This window comes from Sorangium sp. So ce1153 (assembly GCF_051521595.1).
In the GTDB taxonomy this organism is placed as follows: Bacteria; Myxococcota_A; Polyangia; order Polyangiales; family Polyangiaceae; genus Sorangium.
Genome location: NZ_CP150361.1, coordinates 11,008,412 through 11,022,307, shown reverse-complemented (window position 1 = coordinate 11,022,307; position 13,896 = coordinate 11,008,412). Strand labels below are relative to the sequence as shown.

Annotated in this window: 11 protein-coding genes; 9 read left to right on the top strand and 2 right to left on the bottom strand. The window is 73.1% G+C overall.

Annotation, left to right across the window (positions count from 1 at the left end):
• Positions 1 to 47: 47 nt before the first annotated feature.
• Positions 48 to 1,154: a hypothetical protein gene (locus WME85_RS39860; protein ID WP_437828777.1), complete on the top strand. Its 1,107-nt coding sequence runs from the start codon at positions 48 to 50 to the stop codon at positions 1,152 to 1,154.
• 155 nt (positions 1,155 to 1,309) lie between these two features.
• Positions 1,310 to 2,644 (top strand): hypothetical protein, encoded by a 1,335-nt coding sequence (locus WME85_RS39855; protein WP_437828775.1) that lies wholly within the window; start codon positions 1,310 to 1,312, stop codon positions 2,642 to 2,644.
• Between the two features lie 126 nt (positions 2,645 to 2,770).
• Here WME85_RS39855 and WME85_RS39850 read toward each other — a convergent pair whose 3' ends face one another.
• Positions 2,771 to 4,405, bottom strand: a complete 1,635-nt coding sequence (locus WME85_RS39850) for an FAD-dependent monooxygenase (RefSeq protein ID WP_437828772.1) — start codon at positions 4,403 to 4,405, stop codon at positions 2,771 to 2,773.
• A 146-nt stretch (positions 4,406 to 4,551) separates the two neighbouring features.
• On the opposite strand from WME85_RS39850, the gene WME85_RS39845 reads away from it, so the two are divergent.
• From WME85_RS39845 to WME85_RS39835, 3 genes are all read left to right on the top strand, one after another.
• The gene (locus tag WME85_RS39845) at positions 4,552 to 5,184 is read left to right on the top strand and encodes a TetR/AcrR family transcriptional regulator (protein WP_437828770.1); all 633 of its coding nucleotides are present in this window, start codon (positions 4,552 to 4,554) and stop codon (positions 5,182 to 5,184) included.
• A gap of 407 nt (positions 5,185 to 5,591) precedes the next feature.
• Positions 5,592 to 6,326, top strand: coding sequence for a hypothetical protein (locus WME85_RS39840; protein ID WP_437828767.1), 735 nt, complete (start codon positions 5,592 to 5,594; stop codon positions 6,324 to 6,326).
• A gap of 6 nt (positions 6,327 to 6,332) precedes the next feature.
• Entirely contained in the window at positions 6,333 to 7,331 is a 999-nt protein-coding gene (locus tag WME85_RS39835; protein ID WP_437828765.1) for an Rpn family recombination-promoting nuclease/putative transposase, read from the top strand.
• Between the two features lie 107 nt (positions 7,332 to 7,438).
• Here WME85_RS39835 and WME85_RS39830 read toward each other — a convergent pair whose 3' ends face one another.
• Positions 7,439 to 8,329: an NAD-dependent epimerase/dehydratase family protein gene (locus WME85_RS39830; RefSeq protein ID WP_437828763.1), complete on the bottom strand. Its 891-nt coding sequence runs from the start codon at positions 8,327 to 8,329 to the stop codon at positions 7,439 to 7,441.
• 92 nt (positions 8,330 to 8,421) lie between these two features.
• On the opposite strand from WME85_RS39830, the gene WME85_RS39825 reads away from it, so the two are divergent.
• The 4 genes from WME85_RS39825 to WME85_RS39810 all read left to right on the top strand — a co-directional run bounded on the left by WME85_RS39825 (position 8,422) and on the right by WME85_RS39810 (position 13,895).
• Positions 8,422 to 9,375, top strand: a complete 954-nt coding sequence (locus tag WME85_RS39825) for an AraC family transcriptional regulator (RefSeq protein WP_437828760.1) — start codon at positions 8,422 to 8,424, stop codon at positions 9,373 to 9,375.
• A 210-nt stretch (positions 9,376 to 9,585) separates the two neighbouring features.
• Entirely contained in the window at positions 9,586 to 10,251 is a 666-nt protein-coding gene (locus tag WME85_RS39820) for a hypothetical protein (protein ID WP_437828758.1), read from the top strand.
• Positions 10,248 to 10,982: a ferritin-like domain-containing protein gene (locus tag WME85_RS39815; protein ID WP_437828756.1), complete on the top strand. Its 735-nt coding sequence runs from the start codon at positions 10,248 to 10,250 to the stop codon at positions 10,980 to 10,982. The genes WME85_RS39820 and WME85_RS39815 overlap by 4 nt, the downstream gene beginning before the upstream one ends.
• Positions 10,983 to 11,054: 72 nt before the next feature.
• Entirely contained in the window at positions 11,055 to 13,895 is a 2,841-nt protein-coding gene (locus WME85_RS39810; protein WP_437828754.1) for a serine/threonine-protein kinase, read from the top strand.
• Position 13,896 lies beyond the last annotated feature (1 nt).

Below are 13,896 nucleotides of genomic sequence, written 5' to 3'. Positions count from 1 at the left end.
CCCGCGCCGAGAGCCGGCCGAGAGCCGGCCGGTGTACACTGTCCGCCATGAAGCGCTTCCTCATGATGAGCATGTTGTATCTGGCCGCCGCGTGTAGCCCGGAGGAGCGGGATTTCGCTCCCGGCAGCTCCGACTCCACGAGCGCGGCGTCGGCTGGCGCTGGCGCTGGCGAGGGCGGCAGCGGCGGCGGCGGGCTGCCCGCCTGCGGCGACGGCCTGTCCTTCTGCTCTGGCGCCTGCGCGGACACGAGCTCCGATCCGGAGCACTGCGGCGCTTGCGGCCATTATTGCCTGGGACAGCGGTGCGTCGCGTCGCGCTGCGAGCCCCTGGAGCTGGCGTCGGGCGGGTCCGAGCCGCTGGACATCGCGGTCGACGACACCACCGTCTACTGGGTCGATTCTGTCGCTCGAAAGATCATGACGGTGCCGATCGGCGGCGGCAATGCAGCTGTCTTCATCGAGGCAGACCCCGACTTTTCCCCCCGGAGCCTCGCGGTCAGCGCCGACAGCCTCTATTACACGGACTCGGGCCTCGAGCACGTCGTGAGGTCCTCGTTCGACGGCGAGATCTTCGAGATCCTCGGGGAGGGGCAGACGTATCCTCTGGCCATCGCGATCGACGCCGCGAACGCCTACTGGACGAGCGCCGACCTGGGCACGGTCATGAAGGCGCCGATCGACGGCGGCGGCGACGCCGTCGCGCTCGCGACGGACCAGGCTTCCCCGCTCGGCGTCGTGGTGGACGCGACCCACGTCTACTGGGTGAACGAAGGCGGCTCCGTGATGAAGGTGCCGATCGAGGGCGGCGACCTCGTCACCCTCGCGGAAGGACAGGCGAAGCCGCAGGACATCGCGGTGGACGCGACCCACGTCTACTGGACCAACGACGGAGGCACGGTGATGGCGGCGCCGATCGAGGGCGGCAGCCCGATCACGCTCGCGGAGGGGCAGCGCAACCCGCGGAGGATCGCGATCGACGACGCCAGCGCCTACTGGACGAACGACGACGGCAGCGTGCGCAAGGTGCCGTTCGGCGGCGGCGACCCGATCACGCTCGCGGAAGGGCAAGATCATCCGCTGGGCATCGCGGTGGACGGGACCAGCGTCTACTGGACGAACAGCGCCGGCGGCACGGTGATGAAGCTCCCGAAATAGGCTCGAGCGCAGGACCACGTGGCCCGGCGTCGCGGAAGGGGCCGTCCGCGACCGCCCTGAGCGGTGCTGTTGGCCGCCGCCTCGTCTGCCGTGATCCGGTCGGAGCGTGGACGCGAACCACGTTGAGCGGCAAGATGCCCGGGAGCCTCGGCGCCATGCGACACGACCTTCCCGCCCACCTCGCAGCGAGCGCGATTCCGCTCGTCCTCTCTCTGACGACCCTGTCCGCGGGCTGCTCTCGCAGCATGCTGGACCTCCCGAGCGCAGACGGCTCCGGTGGGCGCCCGGAGACCGATGAGGCGACCGAGTCCGCCGCTCCGAGCGAGGCGGCGGCCGGCGCCGGCGTTCCAGAGGACCCCGGCCCGGACCTCCCGGCTTCCCCGCCCTCGGATCCCCTCGACAGCACCTGGAGAGCGACGGGCTGGCTCGACGGTTGTCAGGTGGAAGTCGCCGACGATCCGACGAAGGCGCTGCCTCCCTTGCAGTGGGAGCCGTGCCCGGGGAGCGCTCCGGGGTGCACGTCGCTCGCCATCAACTGGGACTTCGAGTTCTATCCGCCGACCGCTTCGCCGAGCGTCGTCCGCTGGGGCGACGGTTACCGCCTCGGGATGTACATCGACCGCTGGGGCGAGCGACGGACGGGCGTCTACGACGTCGACGGGACGCCGCTCGCCGCCTGGCGCACCCTCGGTGAGAACTGCGTGCCGGTGAGGCCCGAGGTCGGCCGCGAGCGGGTCTGGCTCGGCGCGCAGTGGACGAGCACCTCGGCCTACCTCGTCTCCACCTACGATCAGCTCGCGGCGGCGAGGCGGCTCCTCCCGATCGACGCGGGGAACCATGGCCTCCATGCGACCGACGACACCCTCGTTTTATGGCAGCTCGACGGCAGGACGATCACCGTTTACGACCGGCTCCGCGACCAGGCCGAGCAGCTCGGGCCGCGCAGCGGCGCGCCGGTGCTCGACCACATGCACCCGGTCGGCGACAGCGTGCTCGGCGCGGCGTTCTTCGAGGACAGCGCCGTCGAGGCCTGGATCTGGAGCCGGCGGACCCGCGCCGTCGAGCCGCTGCTCCGGGCGCCCTCGTCCCGGGCCATCGCCGATGTCAAGAGCGACGGGCAGACGCTCGTCTGGCTGGAGGCGCTCCCGCTCTCCGACGAAGGGCTTTACGGGCCGTCCACCCTCTGGACAAGCCCGTTCGCGACGACGGCGGCGGACGTCGTGCCGACCAGGCGCCGGCCTGGTCCCATCATCGGATACCGGATCTCGGCCGTCGGGGAAGGCTTCTACGCTGTCTATGCGATCGCGGAAGAGGTGGTCCACGTCTATCGCCTGGCCGACGCGCACCACTGGTCGTTCACGACGCCACCTGAGCTCTTCGCCATCCAGGACATCGCGCACGTGGACGCCCGCGAGGTCTGGGTCTGGGTGCGAGGTGGCATCGTGCGCCAGGCGATCTCGGAGCTCGGCCCTGGCGACCCTGCGCCGTGATGCGGCCCGTGCAGCGCCGCGCGGCAGCCCCTCGGAGCGCGCGCGCGAGGGGCTCTCTCCCGGGTACCGGGCCGAGTAGCCAATCGCCGGCGCGCGCGCGGCTGGCGTTCGCGCGCGCTCCCGGCGTCACGCCGCGGGGCGCGCCAGCAACTGCGCGAGCACGTCGGTCAGCGTGGCCTCCGCGGCGGCGGCGCGCGCTCTCCCTCGCCACGCGACGATGCCGTCCGGTCGCACCAGGACCGCGCCGCTCGCCTTGACCCCGAATGCCCGTCGCCAGCGGCGCCCGTCTTCCTCGAGATCGACGCCCATCCGGAACGCGTCGACGCGAACGCCCAGCCGCCTCGCGGCGACCTGGGCGGCCTCGACCCACGCGGCGCCGTCCTCCCCGGCCAGGAGCACGTGGCTCCGGCCGAACAGGTCCAGCGTCGATATCCGCTCGCCGCCCCGTCGGATCCACACGTGCGGCGCGCGCGTCCCCGGGCGGCCCCGCAGCTCGGTCGTGCCGGGGCCGGGCAGCGGCCCGCGCTCCAGGATCACCGCGCGAGACGCGTAGCCGTAGCCCATCGTGAGGTACGGGAAGACCTTGCGCATCCCCCACAGCATCCCGAGCCCCGGCTTCACCGCGAACAGCCCCCGCTCGTCGTTCATGCTCCCGGCGATCTCCGCCACCGCGCGCCCCACGGGCCGCCGCTCGACGTCGTAGGTCGCGAGGAGCTCCGGCCCCGCGTGGCCGTGGAGCACCGCCGCGAGCTTCCACGCCAGGTTGTGCGCGTCCTGGATGCCCGTGTTGGCCCCGAACCCACCCCAGGGCGGCATGACGTGCGCGGCGTCGCCCGCGAGGAACACCCGCCCATGCTGGTAGCGCTCGGCCACCCGCACGGCGGATTGCCAGGGGAGCGCGCCCTTGAGCTCGACGGCCAGCTCCGGTATCCCGACCCCCTTGCGGATCAGCGCGACACACCGCTCCGCCGGGAAATCCTCGGGCCGCTCTCCCCGCTCGGGGTGGTAGGAGACGTGAAACACCCAGAGATCGGTGTTGTTGATCGAGGCGAAGAGCCCGCGGACATCGGGGTTGTCCACCAGGCACATGCTGAACTCTCGCCCCCTCACGAGCGCGGTGAGGTCCGCCCGGAAGTAGAGGTTGAGCTGGTGCGTGAGCACGCCTGGCCCGGTCTGGCGGACGCCGAGCTGCCCGCGGATCGGGCTGCGCGCGCCGTCGGCGGCGATCAGGTAGTCCGCGCGGACCGCTTGCCGCGCGCCGGTCTCCCGGTCGACGATCGCGGCGGTGACCCCGTCCGCGTCCTGCTCGAAGCCGACCAGCTCCGTGAAGAACCGCGCGTCGACGCCGCGCTCGCGCGCCGCGCCGAGCAGCACCGGCTCGAGCTCGTCCTGCGTGGCGCGGCAAGGGCCGGTCGGGCTCTTCCTCGACCCCTGCCCGCTGATCCCCTGGCGGCGGAGCCTCCGGAGCAGCCAGCCGCCCTCGCCGCGCGACTCGAGCACCTGCACCAGCGAGGCGCCGGCGTGGATGCCGACGGCCGGGGCGAGCTTCGCGCCTACCCGGCGGACCGCTTCCTCCAGCCCGAGCTCGCGCAGGAGCTCCATCGTGCGGCCGTTCACCCCGCGCGCCCGGGGGTGGATGCTGGTGCCCGGGTGGCGCTCGACCAGGAGCGCGCGCACGCCCTGCTGCGCCAGGAACAGGGAGGCCGTCAGGCCGACGACGCCGCCACCGACGATCACCACGGGAAACCGACCATCCACCATGGGGGAGCCTCCTCGAGCGCCGGATGGGCGTGCCTCGCCCCCGAGCAGATGAAAATGTAGTGACTACAAACTTGGTGTCAATGCAAAATCAGGGCGGCCGCTCGAGGGGGCGTCCGAGGTTCGAGCGGAGCGTGGAGCGAGAGGGCATGAGCGAGCGACCGGGGTTGCGGGAGCGGAAGAAGCAGCAGACGCGCCTGGCGATCTCGCAGGTGGCGACGCGGCTGTTCATCGAGCGGGGGTTCGATCAGGTCACCGTCGCCGAGGTGGCGGAGGCGGCGCAGGTGTCGGTGAACACGGTCTTCAACTACTTCGTGACGAAGGAGGAGCTGTTCTTCGATCGGGCGGAGGAGGTGGAGGAGGCGCCGAGCCGGATCGTGCGGGAGCGGCGGGCAGGGGAGTCGGCGATCGAGGCGCTTCGTCGAGGCTTCCTCGACGTGGTGAAGGGCAAGAAGGAGCCCTTGCGGGCGGAGCGGCTGCGGCCGTTCATGGCGACGGTCGAGGCGAGCCCGGCGCTCAGGGCCCGGGGGCAGCTGATGCTGGTGCGAAGCGAGGCGCGGCTCGCGCAGACGTTGATCGAGCAGGCCGGGGCGCCGGCCGACGACCCCACCGCGCGGGTGGTCGCGGCGATGGTGATCGGGCTGGAGCGGGTGCTCGTCGAGGAGCTGGTGGCGCGGGTGCTCCGCGGAGACGCCGACGCGGAGATCAGCGCCGCGCTGTCGCGGCTCGGCGAGCGCGGGTTCGAGCTGCTCAGGTCGGGCGTCGGGGACTACTGCACCTGAGGGTCGTCCGCGTGAGGGCCTGGCCCCTCACGCAGGGAGCGACCTCGCGGCCCCGCCGCTCCTCCGCCGAGTTGCTCAAGCTGGGTCGCTTCGAGCTGGGTCGGTCGCTTCACCGTACGAGACTGGATCGGCAGCACAGGCGTGTGTGAAAGACGATTGAGAGATGAGATGGCTCGCCTTGTCGTAATTGCGCGACACCGCTCGATGCCATCTGATGATCGTATCCAGAAATAGATTTGTTTTTCGTGGCCAACCTGTCTTTGGCTTGCTAGCGAATCGACCTCGGAGACGGCGCGCCGCCGAGCCCGTGTTCGGCGGTGCCGGACCGACGCTTGCCCTTCTGCGCCGCGGAGGCGCTTGCCCCATCACGACGGCCGGCTGCAAACGCCGGCCAGGAGGATCGACCCATGGGCGTGCACGTGATTCTCGACATCGATCCGCGAGGCATCGACGAGGCCGAGTGGGCAGCCACATACGACGAGACGCTCGCGCTCCTGGAGGCGTGGCAGCCGCGTCTCCTGGGTTGGGGCTGGCGCTCGATCGAGGGTGTGCGCGTGCCGATGTACATGCGCTCGCTCCGTCATTACGGCGATGACCCCAGGCGGGTATGTTGGTCCGTGGTTGGCGACCGCGACAGCCTACAAACGGCCGAGTGCCAGTCGCTCTACCGCGACCTCGGCCGGTACGCGGCGCGCCGGGGTCAGTGCCCCGACGGCGATATCGTGGTCACCGCCGCCATGCCGGACAGAGGCGACACCAGCGATCCAGTGCGCGTCTTCGGCGGCAAGACGCAGAGCTGTCCGTACCATTTCGCCCTGCTCGCGGCGGCGATGCTCGTCGAAGAGCGTTTTCCGCGGCACGCGATGGTGTCGGGTGACATCGATCGCGGGCAGGCCGAGGAGGCCAGGCGGCTGGCAGCGCCCATCCTCGGCCGCGATCTGCCGCTGCCCGTGCGCGTCGATGCCCCGCGGCTGATCGCGCTCGTCAGCATGCGAGCCAGCCAGCTGCAAGCCTCGCAGGTGTGCCGTGCATTTCTCGAAAACGCGGAGATCCGCGCCTACGCGATCGCCATCGGTCGTGACGAGGCGGCCATGCGTGAGCTCGGCGAGGTCGCCGCCAAAGTGCGCGCCGGCCGGGAGTGAGGATCGATGACGCCCACCCCTCATGACGCGCTGTTCAAGTCCACGTTCAGCCAGCCGAAGCACGCGGCTGCGGCGCTGCGCCAGGCGCTGCATGCCGCCCTGGCGGCGCGCATCGACTTCGCGTCGCTGGCGTTGCAACCCGGCAGCTTCATCGACGAGGCGCTCGCCGCGAGCCACAGCGACCTGCTCTTCACCGCCAGGCTGGAGCGAGCGTCGCTGTTCATCTACGTGCTCTTCGAGCACCAGAGCACGACGCACCCGCTGATGGCGTTTCGGCTGCTCACGTACATGGTGCGGATCTGGCAGGGCTACCTGGAGCGCCACCCGAGGGCGACGCGCCTCCCGGCGATCCTGCCGGTGGTGCTGCACCACAGCGAGACCGGCTGGAGCGCGGCGGTTTCGTTCCAGGATGTGCTGGACGTGCCGCCGGAGACGCTGGCGCTGATGGCCGAGCATGTGCCGCAGTTCCGGTTCGTGCTGGACGACATCAGCCTGGAGACGGACGAGGCGCTGCGTGCGCGGGCGATGACGGCGCTGGGGCGGCTGGTGCTGTGGTGCTTCCGGCATGCGCGCGATCCCGAGGATCTGGTGGAGCGCCTGTCGGCGTGGCGCGACGTGGTCCAGGAGGTGCGTCGGGCGCCTGACGGAGGGGCTGCGCTCGTGCGCGTGTGGCGGTATATCTTGGGCATCGCCGACCCGCGCCAGCCCGAGAAGCTGCTGCAGAGGCTGCTCGTGGCGGCGGGACCGGACGCCGAGGAGGAGATCGTGACCATCGCAGATTACCTTCGCGAGGAGGGGCGCCGGGAGGGCCGGCTGGCGGGCGAGCGAGAGGGCAGGCTGGAGGGGCAGCGGAGCACGTTGCTCAAGCAGCTGCGGCTGCGCTTCGGCGAGCTGCCGGAGCCGATCGAGGCGCGTATACGCGCCGCCGACGCTGCGCAGATCGAAGGCTGGACCGAGCGCGTGCTCACCGCGCCCACGCTCGACGACGCGCTGACCGAGCGCTGACGCGGCTCGTCAGGTTCCCGGACCCCCGCACCGCCGACATCGATCCTCCGGGACCGCTTGCCGCCCCGACATCGGCCATGAGCCGCGCGTCGCCCTCGCGGCCCCGTTCACGGCGCCCGATACCCCTCGGCCGGGTCGCGCAGCGCGCCGCAGATCCCCCCGACCGCCTCCCCGCCCCTCGGCGACCAGCCCAGCCCCCGCAGCCGGGTCGCGTCGAGGGCGGCGTCCATGGCCAGGAAGTCGGCCATGATCCCGTGGGCGGCCCGGGCCTCCGCGAGGCTCCACGAACGCACGGGCACCCCGGCGGCATCGCCGACCGCCGCGAAGAGCGCCGCCATCGCCTCGGGCGACCCCTCGGCGGCATGGAAGACGCCCGTCGCGTCCGACTCCAGCAGCATCGCGTACGCCACCGCCAGATCCCGCACGTGGACGGTGGACCAGCGGTTTGCGCCGTCGTCGATGTAGCGCGCCACCCCCGCCGCGCGCGCCCCCTCCACCAGGCGCGCCACCGGGCCTGCGCCGTCGCCGTAGACCATGGGCGGCCGCACGACCACGCCGCGGACGCCCCTCGCACCCAGCACGCGCGACTCGGCCGCCACCAGCCATTCGAGCGGTCCGCCGGGGTTCACCGCGTCATCCTCCGGCACCGGCACCCGCGAGGACCGCGCCCGCGGCGCCCCCGTTGTCGTGACGAAGACTCCGCCGCTCACGCCGCTCATGGCCGAGAGCATCGCCGTGACCGCCGCCGCGTCCGTGGCCGCGCGGTCCTCTCCCATCGTGGCGGCCGTGTGCACCACGCCGTCGCCGGCCGCCGCCTCGCGCGCAAGCACGTCCAGCCGGTGGAGATCGCCCCGGACCGGCTCCGCTCCGCAGGCGCGCACCCTCGCTTCCGCCGCCTCGCTGCGCGCGAGCCCGCGCACCCGGTGCCCGCGAGCGACGAGCGCGCGGGCGACCGCCGAGCCGATATAGCCGCTCGCGCCAGTGATGAAGACGTCCATGTCTGCCTCCTCGTGAGTTGGTGGTGGAGACCTAGCGGACGCCCGGCGGAGTCTCCATGTGATAGAGTCCATCTCCCTTTTGCGATCGTCCAATGCCCGATGTCCTCACCGCGCTGCTCCGGCACGTGCGCATCGAGACCAGCCTCTTCGGCCGCATCGAGTTCGGCGCTCCGTGGGGGGCCCGCGTCGGACGACGAGAGCTCGTCTCGCTCCACCACGTCCTCGAGGGCGAGATGTGGCTCGAGCTGGACGGCCGGGAGCTGCATGTAGATCGGGGAGACCTGCTGCTGCTGCCGCACGGCGCTCCCCACTGTCTCCGGCACCAGCCTGGGGCTCCGGTCGACGACGAGGATCGCTGGTCTTCGCCCCCCGCGCCGGGGACGCAGGCGGTGCGGCGTCGGCTGGGCGGCAGCGGCGCAAGGACGGTGGTGCTCTGCGCCGCCATGAGCCTCGTCGGCGCCGGGCGGTCGCTGCTCCTGCGCGCGCTGCCCCCGGTCGTGCTCGTCGACGGCGGCGCCGGTGAGCCGGTGCCCGGCCTCGACCGGCTCCTCGACGGCATTCGCGACGAGGTGCGCGGCCGGCGGCCGGGCGCGCCGATCATGGCCGCTCGCTTCGCGGAGCTGCTCCTCCTGCAGGTGATTCGCGCGGAGCTCGAGCGCCCCGCGCCGCCGGGCTCCTGGCGCGCCGCCCTCGCGGACGAGCGCGTCGCTCGCGCCCTGGACGCGCTCTATCGAGCCCCGGAGCGCGCGTGGACCGTGGCCTCTCTCGCGCGGAGCGCAGGCATGAGCCGCTCGAGCTTCGCTCAGGCCTTTCGCGGGCAGGTGGGAGAGAGCCCGCTCCGGCACCTGATGCGCTGGCGCATGGAGCTCGCAAAAGAGAAGCTGCGAGACCGCCCCGAGCTCGCCCTCGCCGACGTGGCGTCGTCCGTGGGCTACCGGGACGAGGCCGCCTTCAGCGTCGCATTTCGCCGGGAGGTCGGGGTCCCCCCGGGCGCCTACCGCTCCGGAGGCCGCGAGTCGCGGCCGGCGCCGGCCGCGTCCTCGTGAGCGCCGCGCGCGGCGGAGCGCATGGCGGGATTGTTTTGCATTCCCATCCAATAGCGTGCGGAAAATGCAGATTCTCTCCACTTCTCCGCGCGCGTACTCTGGCCCATAAAAGGGCGCGCGACCGGTCCGCACAAGCAGCGGGTGCGCTCCGCAGGCGTGGCCCTTCGAATGGAGGCGACGTGTATGCGTGAGGAGACGAGACGGGCAGCATTGCGGGCAGCAGCAAGGGTCGCGCTGGGAGCGCTGGCCTGTGGCGTTTCGGTCGGCTGCGGCGGAGTCCACATCACCGACGAGCCGTCGCCGGCCCCGGATCCCGGCGAGCAGGTCGTCCCGGAGGCGCCGGATGGCCCGGATCCCGCCGGCAATGGCGCGACGGCCGGCGGCGCGGGGGCGGCCGGCGGCGGAGGGGCAGCGCCGGGGACGGGCGGCGACGTGTCCGCGTCCAGCGCCGCAGGAGGCGGCACGGACGGCGCCGGGGGCTCTCCGCCGGCGCCGTCCGAGCTCGCGTGCGCCGAGCAAGCCGGGTTCGACGACGCGGAGGCCCGTCCCCGCGAGGAGCTCGAGTGCTGCCTCGACTACACGGCGCAGCGCCTGCCCGACGACGGGGTGCGGCCCTCCGACGAGCAGCTGGCGGCCCTGGCCGCGGACGCCTCCTACGTGAACTGCTGCATCGCGCTGATCGTGGGCGTGGGCGCCGACGCCATCACCTACGGAGAGGCCGAACCCATCCGGCACGCGTGCTGCTTTGGTGACATCGTCGCGCCCGAGCAGGATCTCTACGCGTACACCTTCTGCACGCCCTGGGGCCCCCCGGTCCCGCCGGCGCTCGACGCCGACGCCGACGCCGACGCCGACGCCGCGTCGGAGGTCGCATGAGCGCCTCGCTGCTCGATCTCCGCGCCGAGGCGCGCGCGCACGCGCTCGACGTGAGCGGGTATCCGGTGGAGCTGTTCCCCTCGGCGATCGGCACCTGGCGCGCGCGGATGGTGAACGAGCACGCGTCGTCGGCCGTCTTCGAGGCGCTCGCGCGCCAGCTCACCGACGCGGGCTTCCCGCCGGAGCTCGCCGACGCGTGCCAGGGCTTCGCCGCCGAGGAGCGCCGGCACGGGGTGCTCTGCGGCGCCGTCGTGGAGTCCCTCGGCGGGACGGCGACCGCGAGCGTCCCGGAGCGCCCGGAGTTCCCCCTGCACCGCGACGCGCCGCCGCGCGCCGCCGTGCTCCGTAACGTGATCCACATCTGCTGCATGAGCGAGACCGTGGCCGTGTCCCTCATCGGCGCCGAGCGGCTGGAGATGCCGCCGGGGCCGCTGCTCGATCTGCTGACGCGCATCTACGCCGACGAGGTCGGGCACGCCCGCTTCGGCTGGCGCCTGCTCGAGCAGGTCGCGCCCGAGCTCTCCGCGGCAGAGCGGGGAGCGGTCGAGCGCTACTTCCCTGTCGCGTTCCGTCACCTCGTGCAGCATGAGCACGCACACCTGCCGTCGCGCGGCGCGCCAGAGCGCGGGGAGCAGCTCGGGCTGTGCAGCGGCCTGGAAGCCCGGGTGTTGCTCGACGAGACCATCGAGGAGGTCATCCGCCCCGGGCTCCGCCGCTTCTTCGATTGCTGACGCCTCGCGCGGGCGCCCCCGCCGACGACCGACCCGTTGAAGACGGCTCGACGCCGGTGCATTCTCCGCCCCATGCGCCCGGGTGAGGTCATCGACCGCCGCTTTGAGATCGAGCGCGTCGCGGCCTCCGGTGGGATGGGGACGGTCTACCGCGCCCTCGACCGGGTCACCGGGACGCCCGTCGCGCTGAAGCTGCTCGGCCAGCCCGACCGGAGCGGCGTCCACCGCTTCGAGCACGAGGCCCGGATCCTCGCCGAGCTCGATCACCCGCGGATCGTCCGGCATGTGGCCCACGGCGTCACCCCCGACGGGGTGCCCTACCTCGCCATGGAGTGGCTGGACGGCGAGAGCCTCGCGCAGCGCCTCACCCGGCAGCGGCTCGACCTCGAGGAGAGCCTCGCCCTGCTCCGCGCCACCGCCGAGGCGCTCGGGGCGGCGCACGCGCGCGGCATCGTCCACCGCGACGTCAAGCCGGGCAACCTGCTGCTCGTGGGCGGCGAGGTCGCCGGGCTCAAGGTGCTCGACTTCGGCATCGCCCGGATGAAGCGCACCATCGGCGCGCTCACGCGGACCGGCTCGGTCATGGGCACCCCGGGGTACATGGCGCCGGAGCAGGCCACCGGCGACCGGGACCGCCTCGACGCGCGGGCCGACATCTTCTCGCTCGGCGCCGTGCTCTTCGAGTGCCTCACGGGCAGGCCGGCGTTCCAGGGCCAGCACGTCATGGCCCTGCTCGCGAAGCTGCTCATGGAGGACCCGCCGCGCGTCCGGCACCTCCGGCCCGACCTGCCGCAGGAGCTCGACGACTTCGTCGCGCGCATGCTCGCGAAGGACCCGGAGAAGCGGCCGCGCGACGGCGCCGCCGTGATCGAGGCGCTCGACGCCCTCGAGCGCGATCCCAGCAGCGGCCTGGCCGTCACGCCCGTCCTCTACGAGGCGATCACCACCGGCGAGCTCCGGCTGCTCTCGATGGTGGCCGCGCGCGAGCCGCGGCAGACCTCCGGCGGGGGCGCGACGAGCACGCTCGTCTCCGCGCTGCCCCGCGAGCTCACGACGAAGCTCCACACGAGGACGCAGCCGTTCGGGGCGCGGGTCGACACGCTCGCCGACGGGACGGTCCTGCTCTCGATCGCGGGCGTCGGCGACGCGATCGAGCAGGCCGCGCGCGCGGCCCGCTGCGCCCTGGAGCTCGGCGAGCTCCTGCCGGAGGCCTCCGTGGTGCTCGCGACCGGCCGTGCCGAGCAGACAGGCAGCCTCCCGGTCGGGCCCGTCATGGACCGGGCCGCCGCGCTCCTCGCGCTCGCCGAGCGCGAGGCGCGGCCGGAGGGGCGGCCGGAGGGGCGGCCGGCGCCCGTGCGGATCGACGACGTGACCCGCGCGCTGCTCGACGCGCGGTTCGAGATCGAGGGCGAGCGGTCGGGCACCTTCCTCTTGCTCCACGAGCGCGAGGTCGGCCGGACGGCGCGGACGCTGCTCGGCAAGCCGAGCCCCTACGTCGGCCGCGACAGGGAGCTCCGGAACCTGCGCGAGCTCCTCGAGGACAGCTTCGGCGGGCCCGAGCCCCGCGCCATCCTGATCACCGGGCCGCCCGGGATCGGCAAGTCCCGCCTGCGCTACGAGCTCATCGAGGTCCTGCGGGAGCGGCACCCCGAGCTCACCATCGCCGTCGGACGCGGCGACTCGCTCAGCGCGGGCTCGCCTTTCTCGCTCCTCGGCTCCGCGCTCCGGGGCGCCGCCGGCATCACCGGCGGCGAGCCCGCCGCCACGCAGCGCGAGCGGCTGCTCTCGCTGGTCGCGCGCGCCCCGGCGCTGGAGCCGGGCGACACGACGCGGATCGCCGCCTTCCTCGGCGAGATCGTCGGCACGCCTTTCCCCGGCGAGGCCGACCCGAGGTTCCAGGAGGCGCGGCAGAGCCCTCCGCTCATGGCCGACCAGATCCCGCTCGCCTACCTCGACTTCATGGAGGCGGCGTGCGCGGCGGGGCCGTACCTGCTCGTGCTCGAGGACATCCAGTGGGGCGACGCCGCGTCGCTGAAGCTCATCGCGCGCGTCCTCCGGGAGCTCCGCGACCGGCCTTTCGCGGTGCTGTACCTCGCGCGTGTGGAGGTGCGGAAGGCCTTCCCGGTGCTGTGGGAGGGCAGCGAGGTCCACGAGATGACGCTGGGCGCGCTGCCGCGCCGCGCCGCCGAGGAGCTCGTGCGGCAGATGCTCGGCGACTGGCTCCCGCCCTCGGAGGTGGCCCGCCTGGTCGAGCGCGCGAGCGGCAACGCCTTCTACCTCGAGGAGCTCATCCGGGCGGTCGCCGAGGGGCGCGCGGACCGGCTGCCGGAGACGATCCTGGGCATGGTCGAGGCGCGGCTCGAGGCGATCCCCGCCGAGGCGCGGCGGCTGCTCCGCGCGGCGAGCGTCTTCGGCGAGACGTTCTGGAAGAAGGGGGCGCTCGCCCTGCTCGGGGACGCGGAGGGCTCGACCCTCGCGGTCGACTGGCTGCCCTGGATGCTCCAGCGCGAGCTCCTCGAGCGGCGCGAGCAGAGCCGCTTCTCGGACCAGGAGGAGTACGCGTTCCGGCACGCGCTCATCCGCGACGGCTCCTACGCGATGCTCACGGACCACGACCGCGCGCTCGGCCACCGGCTCGCCGCCGAGTGGCTCCTCCAGGCGGGGGAGCACGACGCCAAGGTGCTCGCCGAGCACTTCGAGCGGGGGGGCGAGCCGCAGCTCGCCGTGGAGTTCTACCTGCGCGCGGCCGAGCAGGCGCTCGCCGGGAGCGACGCGGCCGCGGCCGTGGCGCTCGCGGAGCGGGGGCTCGCGCTCGGCGCGGGGCGGGACGTCGAGGCGGCGCTCCACGGGATCCTGGAGGGGGTCTCCGACACGCTGCGCGCGGACGGCGCCGCCCTCTCGCCCGGCTCGTGAG

What these genes read in the sequence shown, in the direction of transcription:
- WME85_RS39860 (WP_437828777.1), top strand. Translation starts at nt 48, where the DNA reads ATGAAGCGCTTCCTCATGATGAGCATGTTGTATCTGGCCGCCGCGTGT.
- WME85_RS39855 (WP_437828775.1), top strand. Translation starts at nt 1,310, where the DNA reads ATGCGACACGACCTTCCCGCCCACCTCGCAGCGAGCGCGATTCCGCTC.
- WME85_RS39850 (WP_437828772.1), bottom strand. Translation starts at nt 4,405, where the DNA reads ATGGTGGATGGTCGGTTTCCCGTGGTGATCGTCGGTGGCGGCGTCGTC.
- WME85_RS39845 (WP_437828770.1), top strand. Translation starts at nt 4,552, where the DNA reads ATGAGCGAGCGACCGGGGTTGCGGGAGCGGAAGAAGCAGCAGACGCGC.
- WME85_RS39840 (WP_437828767.1), top strand. Translation starts at nt 5,592, where the DNA reads ATGGGCGTGCACGTGATTCTCGACATCGATCCGCGAGGCATCGACGAG.
- WME85_RS39835 (WP_437828765.1), top strand. Translation starts at nt 6,333, where the DNA reads ATGACGCCCACCCCTCATGACGCGCTGTTCAAGTCCACGTTCAGCCAG.
- WME85_RS39830 (WP_437828763.1), bottom strand. Translation starts at nt 8,329, where the DNA reads ATGGACGTCTTCATCACTGGCGCGAGCGGCTATATCGGCTCGGCGGTC.
- WME85_RS39825 (WP_437828760.1), top strand. Translation starts at nt 8,422, where the DNA reads ATGCCCGATGTCCTCACCGCGCTGCTCCGGCACGTGCGCATCGAGACC.
- WME85_RS39815 (WP_437828756.1), top strand. Translation starts at nt 10,248, where the DNA reads ATGAGCGCCTCGCTGCTCGATCTCCGCGCCGAGGCGCGCGCGCACGCG.
- WME85_RS39810 (WP_437828754.1), top strand. Translation starts at nt 11,055, where the DNA reads ATGCGCCCGGGTGAGGTCATCGACCGCCGCTTTGAGATCGAGCGCGTC.